The sequence below is a fragment of the Paenibacillus sp. FSL L8-0333 genome (assembly GCF_037965665.1).
GTDB lineage: Bacteria > Bacillota > Bacilli > Paenibacillales > Paenibacillaceae > Paenibacillus_AQ > Paenibacillus_AQ odorifer.
Window position 1 is genome coordinate 2,193,109 of the sequence record NZ_CP150186.1, and the last position, 20,436, is coordinate 2,213,544.

Sequence of the window (20,436 nt, forward strand, 5' to 3'; positions counted from 1 at the left end):
TGATTTTGCTCATATGAAATAAAAAAGGCATAGGGGTATTATGGGGTGTATGGTATATATTTACTATTAATATTGGGGAAGTGTTGTTCTGATGGAAATTATGGAAACCGAACGTTTATGGATTAGAAGGTTCTCAGCAGAGGATTGGAAAGACCTTCATGAATATTTGTCGCAAGAAAGTGTTGTGAAATATGAGCCCTATTCCTTGTTTAGTGCAGATGAATCTCGCACTGAGGCGCTCAGACGGTCATCGGACCGTGCTTTTTGGGCAGTCTGTCTTAAATCTACGACCAAAATGATCGGCAACTTATATTTTCAAGAGAGCCAACCAGAGGCTTTTGGCGTTTGGGAATTTGGATATGTTTTTAACCCTGATTTTCAGGGAAACGGGTATGCTACAGAGGCTTGTAATCAATTGTTAAACTATGGCTTTGATAATCTGAAAATGAGACGTGTGATTGCGAACTGTGATCCCGAAAATACACGCTCATGGAAACTGCTTGAACGATTGAAGCTTCGTCGAGAAGGACATTTTTTGCAGACGGGTTATTTTAAATACGATAGTAATGGAGAGCCAATCTGGCATGATACTTATTCCTATGGATTGCTCAGAAGTGAATGGTTAAGGATGAAGGAATAGCAAAACTGTTGTCGTGATCTCAAAAGGCGGGTGTCCCCTCACTGATTCTTCTGTCCTAACTGCTTACCAAATCGTAGGTTTTTATAACTATAGGCGAAGAAATTGAACGGTTTAGTGTATGATAAAATCTGTTTTTTAAATGTTCAGAGTGACACTTAGGTGGTAGTATCGTGTTGGATATGAGTAAAACTGGAATCATCTACCATACAGCTGCCTGAGCAAAGAGGAGGGGATACGCGCACGAAGTGAACTTATATTTGAAGAACGAATGACAACGAAGCTTATTGTAAGCGTTTACTACAACAGGGCTAGATGCGTACTAAGTTCTTTCAATCATAAGAAAGCGGGTGAAGCACGGAAGATGAAGAGGAATAAACTTGGAAATAAAATATTTATGGTGTTATTGTCGTGGATCTTCATTTGTTCATCAATACTTCCATCTACAACATTTGGGGGGCAACAGGCCAGTGCAGCTTCAGGCCCAATAACCTTGCAATATGATTTTGGAACAGCAACAAGTCCTGTTATGAGTGGTTATACAGGCGTGCATGAATCTAAGTTATATACAAATGAGCTAGGGTATGGTTTAGATCAGGCGGTTGCTTCGAGGAATCGTTCGGGTGGAGGCGGTATGACCAACGATTTTGTATTGGGACTGTCCTATTCTTTTTTGGTGGATCTTCCTAATGGGGATTACGATGTGACTGTATACTCAGGAGATTTACTAGCGGGTACAAGTACAACCAAAACTACGATTACTTTGGAAGGTAGCACGGCTGGGTCGATAAGCAGCAAGCAAGCTGTAAATCAAGCTACCTATCGGACGACTCTTCAAGATGGTCAACTAACTGTCGGCATTACGGGTACAGGGGTTGGCGGATATTTAAATGGACTAATTATTCAGCAGATTGTACCAGGTCCATTGAAAGCCCCTGAGGGATTAGTGGTTCATAATATCACCCCCACTGAGGTATCTCTGGGGTGGGGCAGCGTGACAGAAGCAGTCTATTACAATATTTATCGAACGGTTCTTCCTAGTGGAACTCTTCAAGCCATAGGTCAAGTTGCAGCTAACAGCTACGTGGATTCAGACGTAAATGAAGGCAGTGGCTACATTTACAATGTGTCAGCTGTAAATGGAAAGGGTGAGGAGTCTGTTTTGAGCGCATCTGTGACAGTAGACAAAATTCCGGGGGTAGAGGTTCCCGCAGCACCAACCGGTCTTTCAATTGTCAGTGTAGGTGTAAGTTCTGTTCAACTGAGTTGGAACAGTGTGGCTGGAGCAAACCGCTATACGATCTTAAGGTCTGATTCAGCAGATGGAACATTCCATGAGATTGGTCAGTCAGAGAAGACGACATTTACGGATGTCTCAGCGGATACCTCAAAACGGCAATATTATGGGGTGAAGGCAGCCAATGACCAAGGAGAATCAGAGCTATCTGATAAGGTGGAAAGCGCTGTGTATTCGCCTCCTGGAACTTTGCCAGAAGGGGATGTTTATTCCTTTGATTTTGGCCCGGGTGCTGTGGCTGAAGGTTATCTTAAGGCAGATGCAGGGGTATCTTATTCCTCTGAGGTCAAATATGGATTTACAGATATATCGAAAGTAACTGGGGTAGACCGAGGAACCTCAGATCCTTTGCGTTCAGATTTTGTGGTCCCTAAGGATGCAACTTTTAATGTAGATTTACCGAATGGCGACTATACAGTTTCACTTATCGCTGGTGACAGCGCCGGAGATACAGAGATTGGCATCAAAGTAGAATCCATTCAAAAAGTTCAACAGACGAGCAAAACAGCAGGCCAGTATTTGGAAATGAGCTTTGACATCGCTTTGGTGGATGGACAAATGAACTTGGTGTTCTCTGGCACTAAGCCTAATATCAATGCACTGGTGATTACTAAGCAGCCAGACCGTCCTGCTAATGAATTGCCAACAGTTTATATTGCGGGTGATTCAACCGTGCAGACTTATGATCCTTATTGGATACCACAAGCAGGCTGGGGACAAATGATTCCTGATTTCTTTAGCGAGGAAGTAACGTTTAAGAATCACGCTATCGGAGGCCGCAGCTCTAAGTCATTTATTGTCGAGGGAAGGCTGGATGAAGTCCTGCGTAAGATCCAACCGGGTGACTATTTCCTTATCCAGTTTGGTCATAATGACGCAACGATTAGCGTTCCAGACCGATATGCTTCTCCAGCCGATTACAAAGTTTATTTAAAAACTTATGTCAATGGAGCTAGGCAAAGAGGAGCAACTCCGATTCTGGTGACTCCCATGGGCCGCAGAGATTATAATGCCGCGAGTGAAAAATTTAATGTGAGCTTTCCAGAATATGTGCAGGCTATGAAAGAAGTAGCAAGTGAGTTGGATGTTGACTTGGTCGATCTTAGCGCACTCAGTGTAGCTTATTACAATTCTATCGGTTTTGCAGCTACACGCTCTGTATTCCTTCACCTCGATGCAGGGATATATGGTGCTTTCCCAAATGGCTCGACAGACGATACTCACTTTCAAGAGTACGGAGCCATTCAAATGGCCCGTCTGCTGGCCAAAGGAATAGGGGAATTAAATATTCCACTCTCCAGCTTTGTGCAGGACATCAAACAGCCGGAAACGGTGCCAGCGAAGCCTGAAGGACTTGTAGCTGGGAGTATCAGTAATGCAGGTGCCGTACTGAAATGGAATAAAGTAGAAGGTACAGATATCTATAAAATCTATCGTAAGCTAGCGGCAGAAGCCGAATCTGCTTATACATTAGCGGGAACTTCAACTGTCCCTTCATTGACATTAAGCGGGTTGGTTGAAGGTCAAAGCTACTCGGTAAGAGTGACTGCAGTGAATGGGCTAGGAGAGTCTGAGCCTTCAGATGAAGTGAAGCTGACTACGAAATCCGCTCAGTATCGTTATGATTTCGGACCTGTTGGTTCACCCGTTGCTGCGGGTTATACGGAAGTGAATGTGAATGTCCTATATACCCCAGAACGAGGATATGGTTTGACCTCGAGTGCAGGGATGATTGATCGGGATCGGGGAAATGCGACGGACGATCTGCGCAGAGATTTTGTGATTTATTTTGGAGGATCGTATGAATTCAAAGTTGATTTACCCAATGGTTATTATTCTGTTAAGACTTATACAGGAGATTGGATTGGATCTGCTAAGACGAATGTAGCCATTGAAGGCAAAGATTACGGAACAGTCTCCTCAGGTAAGGAAAATATTGCTGAGAAGCTGTATAACCAGATTGCTGTCAAAGACGGGCAGATGAATCTTGTCTTTAGTGGCACAACCGCTCATCTCAATGGGCTGGAGATCACACCGTTATTATTAGCCCCAACGAATCTGAAACTGGGTAGCCTGGATTTAAACAGTGAGCCTATTACAGCTAATCTTTCTTGGGACAGTATGGAGGGTGCGCTGAAATACCGTATATATCGTCAGGCTACGGTTGCGAATAGTGCAGAGCTGCTGGGCGAGACAATAGAGCCGTTCTACGCAGATACCACTGCGGATATTGGTATGGAATATATCTATACGGTAACTTCGGTCGACAGCACGGGACTGGAATCCGTAGGCTCTAATGCGCTAAAAGTGTCTATGATTGATCCCTCCGTAGCAAAAGCACCCGTACCTAGTGGTCTAGCTGTACAATCTACGAACAAAAATGATGTGACCTTTACTTGGAATGAGGTACCGGATGCACGGATGTTCAACATTTATCGTGCGAAATCCGCAGACGGTGAGTTCATCCTGATCGGCAAATCATTCGAAGCTTCGTACACAGACATGACCGTTCTGACTACCATTCCTTACTATTACAAAGTAGCCTCGGTAAATGCAGGCGGCATCTCTGATCTATCCGCTACGTTGGAAACCTCAGCGGTGACAACTTTATACCGGAAGATGGAGGCGCTGGATCGTGCGCCTGTAGCGGTTAAGACAGATGAAGGTGTGTATATCAGCTGGCGGATGTTAGGTCTGGATCCGGAAACGATAGGATTCAATCTGTATCGTGGCGATAAGAAACTAAATGATTCGTTGATTACTCAAAACACGAACTATCTCGATATTACAGGCAGGGAGGATGCCAAATATAGAATCACATCAGTAATCAATGGAGTCGAGAAATCTGCTTCGGAACCATTCAGCGTATGGCAGAAGCAATATCTATCGATCCCTTTGCAAAAGCCAACAGATGATTACACCAAGGATGGTCAACCGTATACGTATAGTGCGGGAGATGCAAGTGTAGGTGATTTGGACGGTGATGGTGTATATGAAATCATCATGTTGTGGTCACCTTCGAACAGCAAGGATAACTCTCAAGCTGGGTATACTGGACTTGTCTATATGGACGCTTATAAATTAGATGGAACTCGCTTATGGCGGATTAATTTAGGGCCTAATATTCGTGCCGGTGCACACTATTCTCCATTCCTGGTATATGATCTGGATAGTGATGGACGTGCCGAAATTATGATCAAGACGGCAGATGGCACAGTGGACGGTCAAGGAAAAGTCATTGGCAATGCCAGTGCAGACTATCGTAACAGTTCGGGTTATGTGCTGCTGGGCAATGAATATTTAACGGTGTTCGAAGGGGCAACAGGCCGGGCCTTGGATACCGTGGATTATGATCCGCCACGTGGAGATGTTGGCGCTTGGGGGGATACCTATGGTAACCGTGTAGACCGCTTTTTGGCAGCTGTAGCTTATTTAGACGGCGAGCAGCCAAGCGTGATTTTTAGCCGCGGTTATTATACTAGAACTGTACTTGCAGCTTACAATTATCGCGAGGGCAAGCTCGAGAAAGTATGGCGTTTCGATTCTAATGATGAAGGATATGGAGACTTCGTAGGTCAAGGAAACCACAATCTTTCTGTAGGAGATGTGGACGGCGACGGTAAGGACGAAATAACCTTCGGTGCGATGGCAATCGACGATGATGGGTTGCCGCTGTATAATACAAAGCTTGGCCATGGTGATGCAATTCATTTCGGGGACCTTGATCCTACCAGACCCGGGCTGGAAGTCTTTGATGTTCATGAGCATACCGATTCGAAGTATGGGATTGAAATGCGTGATGCAGCTACAGGAGATATATTATGGGGTGTGTTCACGGGGATTGATACTGGACGGGGGATGTCAGCGGATATTGATCCGCGATATGCTGGCGAAGAGGTATGGGCTGCAACGATCACCAATGAGGAGCATATACCTGTTACGGGCCTATACAGTGCGCAAGGTGAACTAATTACTAAAAAACTGCCTTCCTCCACGAATTTTGGTATTTGGTGGGATGGTGATCTTTTACGTGAATTACTGGATGCTAATCGAGTGGATAAGTGGGACTATAGCAATCAGACAACGGTTAACTTATTGACGGCTGTAGGTGCTTCTTCAAATAATGGCACCAAGGCGAATCCAAGCTTGCAGGCAGATCTGTTCGGGGATTGGCGTGAAGAAGTGATCTGGCGGGCAACGGACAGTTCTGAACTACGGATCTACACAACAACGGATATGACAGATTATCGTATTCGCACATTGATGCATGATCCGATCTACCGCCTGGCAGTAGCTTGGCAAAATGTAGGCTATAATCAACCTCCGCACCCTGGATTCTTTCTTGGTGAAGGGATGGAACAACCAGCGGCTCCAAAAATTCAATATGTAGGCTCACCGGGAGAAACTGAAGATACTACACCACCTACGATTTCTGGTTTACCTTCTGCTCAAATGAGTGAAATGGATGTATTGAAGGTGCAGGTCGTAGCGGAAGATCCAGAGTCTGGTATTCGCAGTCTGGATATTACTTTTGATGGTAAACCTGTAGTTTATGGAGATGAGATTCCACTCACAGAACTTGCGGGAGCGCATACGTTCATCGCAACAGCCATTAATAACGCTGGACTCTCAACGACAGAACAAGTGATTGTGGTCGTAAGTGGACCTCAGAAGGCTACAGGTGTTCCGGGGCAATGGGTTCTATCCAATAATAATGGGCAGGATACAGGACTTTTGGACGGGGATTACCAAATCACAATGAATATGTGGTGGGGCAATAATGGTACGGTCTACAAGCTATATGAGAATGGTGCCTTAATCGACACGCAAACCTTACGTGATGATTCCCCAGCTGCACAGACTGCAGTGACTAATATTACCGGAAAAGAAAACGGAACCTACACCTATACGGCTGAGCTAACCAATTCTTTTGGCACAACGGTGTCTGCTGCTCATGTAGTTATCGTGAAGGATGCTGCACCAGCTAAGCCGGTGTTGTCCAATGACAACTGGGATGGCGATGGAGAGTATAAAGTGACTATGAATTTATGGTGGGGGATGAACGGCAAAGAGTATCGCTTGTATGAGAACGGAATACTGATCGATACTCAGACTTTAACAGCAGGCACCCCAAACGCACAAACGGCTTCTACTTCTATTACTAACCGTTCTCCAGGCGTCTATGAATACCGGGCTGAGCTGTTGAATGATCAAGGGGTAAGTGAGAGTGCTATCATGAAAGTTACGGTAAAATAACTGAATATTTGTTAAAAAAACGCCTAAGTCGGTAATATCCGGCTAGGCGCTTTTTTAAGATTATCTAAGATTTAAAGGATCTGCAAGACTAATTCTCCTATCAGCCTCATATGAATCTAAACAACGAATGATAGGGGGGATTGTAAATATGGATTTGACGCATATGATCTCAAAGCTTGTGGTAGTTATACATGTTATAGCATCCATAGTGGGAATTGGACCAGCTTTTGTGCTGCCAATACTGACAAGCTCAGCCAAGACAGGCAGTCAGCTTCGTTTTGTATTTGGTCTTATGAAGAAAATAAACAGATTCCCTAAGACAGGTGGGATCACCCTGATCGTTACAGGTATTTTGTTAATGATCATAGATAAAATGGGCTTGTCGGTGTTGTGGTTAAATCTGTCGTTATTATTTTTTATCGTGATCGAAGTGATTATTATTGGAATGGTTGAGCCCCGATTGAAAAAGCTAACCCAGCTCGTAATGACCAGCGAAGGGGAGGAAATCCCTGAGGGTTACACTACCGCTATGAACAAGATCGCTCCCCTAGAAGCGGCGGTTCATGTGCTTACTATCGTCATTATTATATTAATGGTAGTAAAGCCGGTATAAGATCATAACGTCTATTCTCAATGATCTCTTCATAATCGCGGATGAGTCCATCAAAAATATTCTCCCAAGAGCGGCCGAGTGCCAGCTGTCGACCTTCATGTCCCATAGCAGCTAGCTTTTGAGGGTGCTCTATACATGCACAAATCTCACGAATAAAAGCATCCGGGCAGCGGGACTCGACAATCATTCCTGTGCGGCCGGGTGTGACCAGATCCTTCACTCCACCTTCATTTACTGCGAGGACAGGCAGTCCTGAGGCCATAGCCTCAAGGACAACATTACCGAAGGTTTCCGTACTGGAAGGGAAGACGAACAGATCTGCTGAGGCATATAATTGGGCAAGCTCATCACCATGTTTATAGCCTGTAAACGTGACATTATGGGGCGCCTGTGCCCGCATTTCCGGCAGAAGGGGGCCGTCCCCTACGACCAGCCAATGAACCTGAGATTGCATAGATTCGGGTAATTGCTGCATGGCGAGAGCAAGGGTGTTTATATCTTTTTCAGGGGCGATCCTTCCCACATATAGAAGCAGTAACGGTGCGGTAATTCCGTAGCGCTCACGGACCTCATGGCTGCGTTTTTTGGGGGTGTACTGCTGGCAGTCGATGCCTCTGGACCACAGCTTCAGGCGATGAAAGCCTTGAGCTTGGAGGGAATCGAGGGTTTCGTAGGATGGTGCAAAGGTGGCGTCGCAGGAGCGGTGGAACCACTTCATGTATTTCCAATAGAGCGGAGCGATTTTTTTCATCCGGTAATATTCAAGATAGCGGTCAAAATGGGTATGGTATGAGGCGACATGGGGCAAGTCATGTTTTCGCGCATAACGAAGGCCGCAGAGACCGATATTGAACGGAGTTGCCATATGAAGCAGATCGGGACGAAAAGCTTTCAGCTCTGATTGGATAGAGGACATATTGGGCAGTGCGAGTCTACATTCGGGGTATAAGAAAAAGGGGATGCTGGTAATGGGACGTATGGGATCGGCATAACTGTCTTCAGGAGCAGATTTCGGTGAGAAAAGCAGATGTTCAATACCACGCCCTTTCAAATGAGTGGTTAATCGTTGAAGCGTACGTGAAACTCCGTTGGTTTGCGGAAGAAATGTGTCCGTGAATAAAGCAAGACGCATGGAACCCCTCCCAGATACTCTTGATGCCCTGATCATAACAGGCGATTATTTGATGGAGGTCAAACGGATGTTAAACAGAATATAAAAATCCACTGCACCAAGTAAGGTAAAGAGGTGTGCAGTGGATTTATTAGTTTTAATGGGATGAAGCCCTACAGGGATTCGTATAACTGTTGCAAAAAGGTAATGCTTTCTCCTAAATGTGACTCAGGAGTGCTTTCCAGGATTCCTTGAATATGAGGACGTTCATATTTCATATAACGAAGAATCGGCTCAAACTCTAGCCACCCTTGACCTACAGGGACAATTTTTATAGCTCCATCTTGGACGATAAAGTCTTTTAAATGAATGATAGCAATTCGATTTCCTAAAAGCTTCAAAGCCTCCATAATAATAGCTTCTTGATGCAAGTAATTTGTAGGTGACATTAGATTTGCGCAATCCAATATGACCTGAAGATTGTTAGAAGGGACTTCATCCAGAAGTCGGCGGGTTAAGGGCGCGGTGTACAGCGGATGATGAAGTCCTGCTTCGATTCCTACCGTCACACCAAAACGTTCGGCCTCCGCCACCATGGCCTTAACTGATGTCACCACCTCTTGGAAGGCTTCTTCTGTAAAATTATCTGTGGTATACCCAAGTCCCACACTTCCGGTTTCCGTACCTACCAGACTAGCGCCAAAATCTCTGGCCAAGCGCAGATGGGTATTAAACGCGGCTAACGCTTGTGCCCGTTTGTGAGGATCGGTATCTACAATGTTTACATAGCAGCCCAGAACCGCAATCTGAATACCTGCCTGCCTAAAGGCATTGCCATAATAGCTGGCTGTTCCAGGGCTTATAGCCGTCAGACTAGGGGCACTATCAGGAAAAGATTTCTTAAGTGCAAACTGGATATGAGTGAAATGATAGGACTTAATCTTCTCAATTAACTCTTGCAATGGAACTTGTGTGAAATCATGTGCTCGAACACCTAGATGAAGGGGAATGCTCATATGATCGATCGCTCCTATTAGTATTGTTGTTTGTGAGGTGCTAATTTGTCCCAGTCAAAGGTAACGCCAGTGCCCGTTACTTCAGGCGCTACTGCCATCCCATTGTCTTTGTTAATCACTAGCGGACGTGTAGTGTATTGATCGATAGGGAAGCTATGCATTTCGAGATAACCTGCATTTGGCATAGCTGCTAACAAACTAACGTGTAATTCCTGCATCCCATGTGTGGAAACGGAAAGGTTATAGGCTTGTGTTAAGTGAGCTACCTTTAACCAGCCCGTAATTCCGCCTATATTGGAAGCATCAGGTTGAGGGAAATCAACATGACCATATTGCAGCATGTGATGGAATTCGGTTAATGTGCGCAAGTTCTCTCCGCCTGCAACGGCCATTCCTGTTTCTTCAGCAATCCGTGCATAGCCGGCATAATCCTCCGGAATCGTTGGTTCTTCTAAGAAAAGAATGTCATATTTCAAAAATTCACGTGCGGCTTTTATCGCTTTTTCCACACTCCAGCTCATATTGGCATCGACCATAAAGGCTACATCCGGGCCGACCAATTGGCGTACCGCAGCCACTCGTTCCACATCTTCAGCTAATGTTTTTTGGCCTAGTTTAATTTTGACAGCCTGGAGGCCCATATCTAAGTATTTTTGATTGTTGCGCAGGAGCTTTTCTAATGGGAAATTCAAATCAATCGCTCCACCATAACATTTGACCTCATTGCTTGCGCCACCCAGAAGTTTGTAGAGAGGTTCATCTGCTTTCTTCGCACGTAAATCCCATAACGCAATGTCACATGCCGCAATGGCGAAGCTAGCCAGACCCCCGCGAGCAACATAATGTATTCCCCAGTTCATCTGCTCCCAGATACTTTCCACACAGCTGGCGTCTTTGCCAACTAAAATATGTGTTAATTCATTAGCAATTAGTGAACAGATCGCTTTGCCGCCAAATCCGCCAGTATAGGTATAACCTACACCTTCACGACCGTCATCCGTTCTAATTTTGACAATGGGTACTTCAAAATGAGTATGCAAGCCGTGTTTAGCATCCTCCATGATTTCTGGCAAAGGGATACGATAGTACTCTGTAATAACTTCTTTAATTATAGACATCTGTGATCACTCCTTATAAAAGTTGTTGTAAGTTTGATATAGGGGAGGCTGTATTTTGTTTAAGTGCTTGAACCACAAGTTTAGCAATTTGCTGGGCACCTTCATCCGAGAAATGAGTATCATCCGTAACTCCATTGGGGTAATTGGGATGTGTTTTCTCTGGCAAGTGCATGAATAACTTCTTGGATTCTTCTTCGCCTAATGAACGATAGAGTGCTTGCGAGGCTGTGAAAATATCAAGTAGCGGAGTGTGCGTTTCTTCAGCCACTTGTCTCATTACCTCGGGATAAGCGCCTACAGCCAACGGGTCAAGCTCTCCATCGGCGTTAAAGCGGCGGCGACTTACAGAGGTTAACAGAATCGGAGTCCCCCCTAGCTGCCGAGCTGCATCTATATATTGAATTAGATTGTGGCGATATTCAGTTTCAGGATCGGTGTAACGTAATGGATCATCTTTTTTCTCATCGTTATGTCCAAATTGAATAAACAGGTAGTCGCCGGGTTGAAAGTCTTTTTTGATGGCATCCAGGCGGCCGTCTGTTATGAACGATTTGGTGCTTCGACCATTAATTGCACGATTCTGGATTTGAATAGAAGTCCCAAAATAACTTTGCAGGTATTCTCCCCAGCCAGTCATAGGTTTTTCTCCAGCGCCTTTAATAGCCGCAGTGGAATCGCCTGCAATAAATAGTTGTTGTCTCATAAGGCCTTCTGCTCCTTTAACGTATTGATGTTCCCTTAGCCAGTTCTCAGCAAGGGAAAGCCATTGCTGGCAATGAGGGTGTTCTTTAGCAAGCCCTAAACCATGCCGCCCTTCTTCAAAGATATGTAATTCAAAAGGAATTCCCTGATTAGACAGGGCAGAGGCGAACAACAGACTATTCTCCACGGGAACGCTGGCATCGTTTGCTGTTGTCCAGATAAAGGTTGGAGGTGTGAGTGAATCCACCTGGGCTTCTGAGGAAAAGGAGTCAAGCTCCGCTTGTGATGGGTCGTCTCCAAGAAAATGTAGCCGGCTTCCCTTATGCGAATGGGACTCTTGGAAAGTGATTACAGGATAACCTAACAGAAGAAGATTTGGTTTCTCTGCTCTAGTGGTAGAAAAGATGGAAGCTAAGTGTCCTCCAGCCGAGAATCCAATCATCCCTACTTTGTCTGAGATCACATTCCAAGCTTTGGGTGCTTCCCTAATCCATTTGAGAGCTTCCTCAACATCATTTAACAAAGAAGAGACGTTGAAGTCTCCGACCTGATAATCTAGTACACCTGCATGAATACCTAGATTGTTTAGCCATTGAGCCACAGGTTCTCCTTCATGTTTGGCTAAGTGCTGATATCCTCCACCAGGCAATACCAATATAAATGGACGGGGTTGATCCGTCTCGAGCGGATAGAGGGTGAGTAGTGAGGTTTCCTGAGAAATCTCATCTTGTTCTACACGGTTAGTATTTAGTCGAAAGTTCAACATTGCGTTCAAATTCCTCCCTAAATGGTTATATGCACACGTTAACATATTTTCCGAAAAAAAGAGAGACTCTTTTTTTTTAGATTCGACCTTGAACGATTATTTTGTGATTTTTACATAGATTCGTCAAATGTTGGTTTGGATTTAGTGCCTGTATTGTTATCCCGGTACTGTCCAGGGGTCATCCCTTCCTGTTTACGGAAAGATCGAATGAAATTCTGAGAATTGTTGTATCTTAATTTGGCTGCAATATCTTTGATCGGCATATCGGTTTCCTGCAGCCATTTTTTCGCCATTTTAAATCGGTACATCGTTAAATATTCGCTGAAATAGTATTGGGTCTCCTTACGGAAGACACTGCTGATATAGTTGGCGTTGTAATGCAGCCGAGAAGCGCATTCTTCCAAGGTTAGATCTGTATCATATTCATGTTGGATCAGATCAATGATTTTCTCAGAGATGTTTTGGTATTGGGCATTTTGCCTGTTGATAAAAATTTTGATCATCGGGTAAATGACCATGCTCCAGAACCAATCCTCAATCTCAGCCACAGTATGAAGGTCATGCAATTCCTCAAAAATAGAGCCATTAGCATGATAGATCTGATTTAAGCTAATGCCCGATTCCTGCATCATAATGAGCAAGTTATTGAGTAAGCGGGTCAACGGGATTTGATATTCCTGTGGTGAAAGCTCAAGGGCAAAAATAGATTTAAAAAGCAAATGAATCAGTTCCTTGGCTTTATCCGTTTCAGCCAGCTTGATAGCATCCATTAGATCGTTTTCTTTATGCGTAGGGTAGTTCAAGTTCAGATAATGTTTGCCGGAGTTAATGTTCTCATATTGAATAATAACGCCTTTGCCAAGCTTAATGCGATGTTTCAGTGCTTCTAGACCTTCTCTGTAGGCGATGGCTAGTTTATCGAAGGCGTTGAAGGGAAGGCTCAGCCCAATACTCACCTGCACCTTTAGATAATTATTTATTTCTTGCTGCAGCTTCTCCGTTAACGAATACAGTGTCTTATGAAAAGACTGGGTATCGCAGTCTGGACTGCCCAATAATACGACTACCGCATGGTCCATGATTACAGGAGCCAGCCGTTGTTCAGGACAGATTAACTCTTCGATCATATTGTGGGCAGCGAACAATAAGAGGCTGAGATCTTTTTTCTCATAGCTGGAATCCTCGGCATAATCAATAGACAACGTAATTACTGCCATGGTTTTCCATTCTTCAAGTTGTGTTTGGTAGCCGAATTGCCCTAATTCTTCGAGCAAATCACGTTTCTTAACATTTCCGTGGAAGGCATTGATCAGAAAAAACGTTCGCACCTGCTGAAAGTGTTGCCGGACTTCTTTTTCCAGCTGTGATTTGGATTGGAACAAAGAATGAACTTTTTCTCCTATAATCTGAAATTCATTGCGATGTCTCGATTTAATATCCGGTTTGCGTTGGCCCATCTGATTAAGCAGTCTTTCGATAGGGGTGTACATACGCCTGGAACCGATCCATGCCAGAAGAATGGAGAACAAGAGCATAATGGTGCACACGATTATCGTAAACATCCCGATTTTATTGGACTCCTTCGTCAAGCTTTCCATAGAAGTAACCGATAGATAAACCCAGCCATTTAACTGAGAACGCATGAAAGTGACGGAGTAATTCTTTTTATTGATCACAGTCTTGAACTGTCCGGATGGTTTAGAAGGATCAGAGATTAAAGGGACTTCTTTAAATCCGCCTTGCTCTTTAGGTTTTCCGATTAAGCTGGTATCCGGATGGAGCAGGAAGCGGCCAGCTTGATCCAAAACGATAATGTCATCGAGTGGCTGCACATCTGAATTAATGAAATCCTGAAGACTGCAGACCGGAATATTAGCTAGGGCAAGCCCATATTTTTGCAGCTTATTGGTGGGAAGCTTTTTGATAAGACTAATGCTGTAATTGCAGCCAGTGACGTTAATGCTCTCCTCGCTATAAAATAAGGACGACGGATTCAAAATCCATGAAGTATCGTCAGCTATATTCATTAGATTAGAGAGTTGCGCGTGGTTTTTGTATTCATTCAGACGGTAGACGCCTGAATTTTTGATCATCCAGTTCTGCTGCTGATTGAGCAGGATGACATCCTCCAGTTTCGTATCGAAGGATTGCATATTGCGGATTTCGTTTCTTAAATCATTATATAAAATGAAATCGGTTTCATTTAAAGGGTTATTTAGTGCTTTTTTTAATACACTAGAGTTGATCACTTGGTTTAATGTTTGATTGACAGTTGTTAACTTATGTTCTACATTTGAGGTGATTTGTAATATAAGTTCCATTTTACTGTTGTTTACGTTCTTTTGGATCTCATTAGATGATGTGAAATAGGAAAAAGAACCGATGAATATCACCGGCAACGTGCTAATTACAAAGGCAAAAATCGTTAATTTACTTAAAAAGCTTAATGGTCTCACGGGGCTCAGCACCTTTACTTATGTAGAAGTAGACACTTGTTCTTAGTGTATGAAACCTGGTGGAAAATAACAATAATCATCTCGTTCTGCAATAATCATTAATCCTAATTATGACTACAAAATGGAAATTCTTCAAGCTGTAGGGTGAAAATCCTTACAATACCTTAGGAGGCTGTAGAAATGTTCAGACAATTTTTGTGTAGAAGGGCAACGTTTTGTTTCTGCTTATTTTTCATGCTTGTTTTCCCTATGTTAAGCGCTTGCAGTGATGGAAAGTCAGCTGCTTCTGTACTGCAAGAAGCTCGCCCGAACATCTCCATCTTGGCACCCCTTCATTTTCCACAGCAGCCTTCAAAAAAGATTATAGCTGAGATTGAAAGATTAACAGGGGTGGAGCTTGATATCACGTGGGTGCCTGAGGGTGTTTATACCGATAAAATGAACACGGCGTTGACCACTAATTCCTTAGGAAAAGTCACCTTTGTGAAGTTCTCAGATTATAATCTGGTGAAAAACGCCATCCGTTCTGAAGCATTTTGGGAGATCGGCCCATATCTTCAGGAGTTCCCCAATCTTAAAGCACTGGACCCCGCTATTCTTAAACAGACCGCTGTAGATGGAAAGATCTACGGCCTATATACAGAACGCCCTTCCTCCAGACAGGGTGTCATTATACGTAAGGATTGGCTGGACAATCTTCATTTAAGCAATCCACAGACCTTAGATGATCTATATGAAGTAATGAGGCAATTTACATATAACGATCCGGATCAGAATGGCAAACAAGATACCCTTGGATTAGTCGATCGTAATGATCTTGTTTATGGTGTATTTAAGACACTAAGCTCTTATTTTGACACACCAAATAATTGGAAGCTAGAGAATCATCAATTTGTTCCGGAATTCGTAACAGCGGAGTATATGAACACAATGAATTTTATGAAGAAATTATATGATGAAAAAATCATAAATCAGGACTTTGCTCTTACCAGTAAAGAGGTTCAACGCGATAAATTCATTAACGGAATCGCTGGTGTGTTTATTGGCAGCATGACTGATGTGCAGCGGTTGTCAATTGAAGCTCAAGCATACAATCCAAAGGCTGAACTTACCCTGATCAATCGTATCGGGGGGCCTGATGGATATAAAGTGTGGTCTATCCCCAATTACAACGGACTGTATCTCTTTTCCAAAAAGTCCATTGCCACAGAGGAGGAGCTTCGGCAGGTGCTTGGATTTTTTGATCGGACCATGGATAAAGATGTAGCCAATATAATGATGTATGGCTTTGAGGGGCGGCATTATAAGCTTGAAGGCGGCAAGATTATCCTTCCCGAGGAAACCTCACAACTGCGGGTACAGGAAGTGAATCCGCTATATGCTTTAATGATCGCGGACATTAGTAATAAAAACATTATGGAAGTGGCTCAGAAGGAGCAATTAACCTCTCTAGCAGATCAGCTGAGTAAAGATAATGAATCTTTTCTGGTCGATGACCCGACAGTTTCTCTGAGCTCATCTACTTTTGATGAGAAGAATATGGAGTTATCTACAATCATTGTGGATGCTACATATAACTATATATTAGGTAATATTACCGTCGAGGGATTCCAGCAAGAGGTTGAGAAATGGAGAGCTCGTGGAGGCAATCTTATTATTAAGGAATATGCTGAGGCTGAGTTTGGGACAGAAAAGTAAATAGGTTAAAAAGGTTTTGATCCACTGCGGATAATGCGGTGGATTTTTTTGTGCTGCGATATCACGATAATCATTTGCTCAGATCCCTTTCAGAACGCGCCGTTATGGGGAAATGATTGTTTTCGTAACCTTGCCGACGATGTAACGTGGAACTCGTAACCAATACAAATTATGGAGGTCAAAATGGTATGAAGAAGAAATCCTTCACCATGTTGTTAACAGCACTGTTAACATTCAGCACATTGTTAGCTGGATGCGGTGGTAACAACAATAACAAAGAAGAAGCAGCAGCCCCAACTACAAGTGCAGAGAACACTACGAAGGTGGAAGAGACTGAAGCACCTAAAGAGGAACCTACAGAAATTAAAATCATGCTTCCATTGAATACATCAGAGACTCCGCCTGATACGATTAAGAATGAACTAGAGAAATTGACCAACACGAAGCTGACTTATCAATTTTTTCCGGCTGATACTTATGAAGAAAAACTGAATTCATCTTTTGCAACGGGTTCATTGCCGCAAGTAACATATTTGAAGAATCAGACAACCTTCATTCAGATGAAAGAAGCGATAAAAGACGGACAATTCTGGGAAATCGGTCCACTATTAAGCGAATTTCCGAATTTGAGCAAACTGAAACCAGAAATTCTTAATAACACGAAAGTAGATGACAAGCTTTATACCCTATATATCGGGCGTCCACTTGCACGCCAAGGGATCATTTACCGCAAAGACTGGGCAGATAAATTAGGACTTGCTGCACCAGCTAATGTAGATGAATTATTTGAAATGGCTAAAGCCTTCACAGAACAAGATCCAGACGGTAATGGAAAGAAAGATACTACCGGTATTATTGACCGTAATGAGTTGACCTATGGAGCTTTCAAAACTGTTTCGTCTTGGTTCGGAACACCGAATACCTGGGGTGAGAAGGATGGCAAATTAGCGCCTGAATTTACCTTCGATGAATATTTCGACACAATGGATTTTTTCAAAAAAGCTCGTGATGGCGGATACATTAATCAAGATTTCGCTGCCACCAGTAAAACGGATGCAGTAAATATGTTTAAGGCTGGAAAGGGTGGACTCTATATTGGGGGCTCCATGCAAGATATTGATTCCCTCAATAAAGATACTATTAAGAATAACCCTGACGCTGTTTTGGATGCGCATAGTATGGTTGCAAGTCCAGATGGAAAATATGCTCAATGGATGATTCCAGGCTATAACAATGTTGTCTTGTTCCCGAAATCTGCTGTCAAGGATGAGGCAGAGCTGAAGAAGATTCTTGCTTTCTTTGATCAAATGATGACTCCAGAAGTAGCTAATTTGATGTATTGGGGAATTGAAGGTACTCACTATACCGTTGAAGACGGTAAAGCGAAAGCTGCAGACGACAAAGAATTGATTGAACGTGAAGTAAAGGGATATAAGGACAGCGTTATCGGCGAAGCTGAAACCAATGGAATGTACGAAAACTATAACACGCTGCCAGGAAGAATTCATGCAGATCAATTGGTTCTTGAGAATGTCAAAGTTGGTGTAGCGGATCCAACAGCTGCTATGGATTCGGCTACCTATACAGAAAAAGGCGTAGAGCTTCAACAGATTATTACAGATGCAACCTATAAATATATTTATGGTCAGATTGACAAGGCTGGATTTGAGAAGGAAGTAGAGAACTGGAAGAGCCGTGGTGGAGATAAGATTATTGAAGAATACAACGCGTTATACAAAAAATAGTAACCCGTACTGGAATAGTTAAGCGACAAATTGTAGCTGAAAAGGTTGTTGATCTTGTTTCAACAACCTTTTCTATTCCTCACTGGGTTCAGAAATATCGTGTTTGAATAAAGAAGGAGAAAGGAAGAATATCATGCAGGAAGTCACCGCACAGCCCAGCTCAGCTCCTCAAATGAATCCTAAGCCTGAAATTTATAAAAGCAGCAGCGAACTGAAAAAGCGGCTGTGGAGAAATAAATGGCTCTACGTCATGCTAACTCCGGGAGTACTGTATTTTCTGATTTTTAAATATCTTCCAATGTACGGATTAATTATCTCATTTCAGGATTACAAACCCTATCAAGGGATCAACGGTAGTGATTGGGTAGGGATGAAGCATTTCAGCAGGTTGTTCACAGAGCCGGATTTCTTAAATATATTAGTGAACACACTTATTCTTTTCGGATTAAATATTCTTATCTATTTCCCGATGCCGATTATTCTTGCCCTGATGTTAAATGAACTTCAAGGCAGCTTTTTCAAAAGAACCTTTCAGACGATCTTCTATTTGCCCCATTTTCTGTCATTGGTTATCATCGTCTCCATTTCTTATGTAATGGTCACGATGGATGGAGGGATTATCAACGAGCTGCTTGTCTATTTTGGCTTTGAACCAATCAATTTCCTGCTTAATCCAGGGTGGTTCAGGCCCATGTATATTATTCAGGTGATTTGGAGAGAAGCAGGTTGGGGAACGATTATTTATCTAGCTTCCATAGCTGCGATTGACCCAGGGCTTTATGAAGCATCGCGTATGGACGGAGCTGGAAGACTTAGACAAGTCTGGCATATCACTCTTCCAGCGATTAGAGGCGTAATTATTACATTATTTATTCTGAAAATTGGTTCCGTTCTTGATCTTGGATTTGAACATGTATATCTGCTACTTAACTCCATGAATCGAGAAGTTGCGGAAATTATCGATACGTATGTATATACTGCTGGTTTGAGACAAGGGCAGTTTAGTTACAGTACAGCTATTGGATTCTTTAAATCGATTGTAGGCTTTGTAATGGTGATGATGGTGAATAAATTATCCAAGAAAATGGGAGAAGAAGGCGTTTATTGATATTTTGTGGGAGGAATCGAAATGGTAGAAGATAAAACAATCAGTGGTAGAATCTTTTCTGCTATAAACTTTACGCTGCTTGCGATCATTGCTTTAATTACTGTGCTTCCCCTTGTTCACGTTGTAGCAGGCTCTTTCACAACGAGTGCAGAACTAGCTTCTAGCAAATTTGTACTGATTCCAAAGGTATGGAGTCTGGAAGCGTACAAGTTCATCTTTTCGACGAATACAATATTTAAAGCCATGGGTGTTTCCATTGGTATCACGGCAATTGGTTCTATTTTTAGTTTGTTTATAACTTCTTTGATGGCCTACGCTCTTACCAGAAAAGATCTGGATGGTCGTAAAGTGGTTAACTTCATGGTCGTGTTCACCATGCTTTTTCATGGTGGGATGATTCCAACGTTCCTCGTGGTGAAGGAATTAGGACTAATTGACACGTACGCATCACTGATCCTACCGTCAGCGATTAGTGCCTTTAATATGATCATTTTGAGAAACTTTTTCCAAAATATACCTGAAGGTTTGGAGGAATCGGCTAAAATTGATGGTTGTAACGATTTTGGAATATTATTTCGGATTGTATTGCCACTATCCTTACCTGCGTTAGCGACTATCGGATTGTTCTATGCGGTAACGTATTGGAATACCTACATGAATGCGATTCTGTATTTGAATGATAGTGCGAAATGGCCAATACAGGTTCTGCTCAGACAAATTGTCGTCCTTGCCAGCGGTATGGATCACAGCGCTACACTGGATGCTGCTGTTCCACCGCCAGATCAATCAATTAAAATGGCTGTTATCGTTGTAGCTACCTTACCAATAGTTTGTGTGTATCCGTTCCTGCAAAAGCATTTTGCCAAAGGTGCCATGTTGGGTTCTATGAAGGGCTAGCAAGAAAGAGAGAGAC

12 protein-coding genes are annotated in these 20,436 nt (G+C 43.1%); 7 read left to right on the forward strand and 5 right to left on the reverse strand.

Features of this window, described 5'->3' with window-relative positions:
* The first annotated feature begins 91 nt into the window (after positions 1-91).
* The 3 genes from NYE72_RS09475 (at position 92) to NYE72_RS09485 (ending at position 7,803) form a co-directional block, all read left to right on the forward strand.
* Positions 92-640: a GNAT family protein gene (locus tag NYE72_RS09475; protein WP_179089267.1), complete on the forward strand. Its 549-nt coding sequence runs from the start codon at positions 92-94 to the stop codon at positions 638-640.
* 361 nt (positions 641-1,001) lie between these two features.
* On the forward strand, positions 1,002-7,190 hold the full coding sequence (locus NYE72_RS09480; RefSeq protein WP_339211735.1) for an SGNH/GDSL hydrolase family protein: 6,189 nt from the start codon (positions 1,002-1,004) through the stop codon (positions 7,188-7,190).
* Between the two features lie 148 nt (positions 7,191-7,338).
* Positions 7,339-7,803 carry a DUF2269 family protein gene (locus NYE72_RS09485; protein WP_256717040.1) on the forward strand — a complete coding sequence of 155 codons (465 nt, stop codon included), beginning with the start codon at positions 7,339-7,341 and terminating at the stop codon, positions 7,801-7,803.
* Here NYE72_RS09485 and NYE72_RS09490 read toward each other — a convergent pair.
* The 5 genes from NYE72_RS09490 to NYE72_RS09510 all read right to left on the reverse strand — a co-directional run bounded on the left by NYE72_RS09490 (position 7,775) and on the right by NYE72_RS09510 (position 14,972).
* Positions 7,775-8,935 carry a glycosyltransferase family 1 protein gene (locus tag NYE72_RS09490; protein WP_076179087.1) on the reverse strand — a complete coding sequence of 387 codons (1,161 nt, stop codon included), beginning with the start codon at positions 8,933-8,935 and terminating at the stop codon, positions 7,775-7,777. The two genes, NYE72_RS09485 and NYE72_RS09490, sit on opposite strands and share 29 nt — an antisense overlap.
* A 152-nt stretch (positions 8,936-9,087) precedes the next feature.
* Positions 9,088-9,930 carry a sugar phosphate isomerase/epimerase gene (locus tag NYE72_RS09495; protein ID WP_076107527.1) on the reverse strand — a complete coding sequence of 281 codons (843 nt, stop codon included), beginning with the start codon at positions 9,928-9,930 and terminating at the stop codon, positions 9,088-9,090.
* Positions 9,931-9,947: 17 nt separating this feature from the next.
* Positions 9,948-11,048, reverse strand: a complete 1,101-nt coding sequence (locus NYE72_RS09500) for a mandelate racemase/muconate lactonizing enzyme family protein (protein WP_038569729.1) — start codon at positions 11,046-11,048, stop codon at positions 9,948-9,950.
* A gap of 13 nt (positions 11,049-11,061) precedes the next feature.
* The gene (locus NYE72_RS09505; RefSeq protein WP_076179090.1) at positions 11,062-12,516 is read right to left on the reverse strand and encodes a GDSL-type esterase/lipase family protein; all 1,455 of its coding nucleotides are present in this window, start codon (positions 12,514-12,516) and stop codon (positions 11,062-11,064) included.
* A 110-nt stretch (positions 12,517-12,626) separates the two neighbouring features.
* Positions 12,627-14,972 (reverse strand): AraC family transcriptional regulator, encoded by a 2,346-nt coding sequence (locus NYE72_RS09510; protein WP_339211736.1) that lies wholly within the window; start codon positions 14,970-14,972, stop codon positions 12,627-12,629.
* Between the two features lie 180 nt (positions 14,973-15,152).
* Between NYE72_RS09510 and NYE72_RS09515 the strand changes: the two genes are divergently transcribed.
* From NYE72_RS09515 to NYE72_RS09530, 4 genes are all read left to right on the forward strand, one after another.
* Entirely contained in the window at positions 15,153-16,670 is a 1,518-nt protein-coding gene (locus NYE72_RS09515) for an extracellular solute-binding protein (RefSeq protein WP_111503311.1), read from the forward strand.
* Between the two features lie 188 nt (positions 16,671-16,858).
* Positions 16,859-18,415, forward strand: coding sequence for an extracellular solute-binding protein (locus tag NYE72_RS09520; RefSeq protein WP_036679248.1), 1,557 nt, complete (start codon positions 16,859-16,861; stop codon positions 18,413-18,415).
* 133 nt (positions 18,416-18,548) lie between these two features.
* Positions 18,549-19,523, forward strand: a complete 975-nt coding sequence (locus NYE72_RS09525) for a sugar ABC transporter permease (protein ID WP_036679252.1) — start codon at positions 18,549-18,551, stop codon at positions 19,521-19,523.
* A 21-nt stretch (positions 19,524-19,544) separates the two neighbouring features.
* Entirely contained in the window at positions 19,545-20,420 is an 876-nt protein-coding gene (locus tag NYE72_RS09530) for a carbohydrate ABC transporter permease (protein WP_076107520.1), read from the forward strand.
* Positions 20,421-20,436 lie beyond the last annotated feature (16 nt).

Excerpts from the sequence above, each read along its gene's own strand:
- NYE72_RS09480 (WP_339211735.1), top strand. The coding sequence starts at position 1,002 with ATGAAGAGGAATAAACTTGGAAATAAAATATTTATGGTGTTATTGTCG.
- NYE72_RS09475 (WP_179089267.1), top strand. The coding sequence starts at position 92 with ATGGAAATTATGGAAACCGAACGTTTATGGATTAGAAGGTTCTCAGCA.
- NYE72_RS09490 (WP_076179087.1), bottom strand. The coding sequence starts at position 8,935 with ATGCGTCTTGCTTTATTCACGGACACATTTCTTCCGCAAACCAACGGA.
- NYE72_RS09515 (WP_111503311.1), top strand. The coding sequence starts at position 15,153 with ATGTTCAGACAATTTTTGTGTAGAAGGGCAACGTTTTGTTTCTGCTTA.
- NYE72_RS09525 (WP_036679252.1), top strand. The coding sequence starts at position 18,549 with ATGCAGGAAGTCACCGCACAGCCCAGCTCAGCTCCTCAAATGAATCCT.
- NYE72_RS09530 (WP_076107520.1), top strand. The coding sequence starts at position 19,545 with ATGGTAGAAGATAAAACAATCAGTGGTAGAATCTTTTCTGCTATAAAC.
- NYE72_RS09500 (WP_038569729.1), bottom strand. The coding sequence starts at position 11,048 with ATGTCTATAATTAAAGAAGTTATTACAGAGTACTATCGTATCCCTTTG.
- NYE72_RS09495 (WP_076107527.1), bottom strand. The coding sequence starts at position 9,930 with ATGAGCATTCCCCTTCATCTAGGTGTTCGAGCACATGATTTCACACAA.
- NYE72_RS09485 (WP_256717040.1), top strand. The coding sequence starts at position 7,339 with ATGGATTTGACGCATATGATCTCAAAGCTTGTGGTAGTTATACATGTT.
- NYE72_RS09520 (WP_036679248.1), top strand. The coding sequence starts at position 16,859 with ATGAAGAAGAAATCCTTCACCATGTTGTTAACAGCACTGTTAACATTC.
- NYE72_RS09505 (WP_076179090.1), bottom strand. The coding sequence starts at position 12,516 with ATGTTGAACTTTCGACTAAATACTAACCGTGTAGAACAAGATGAGATT.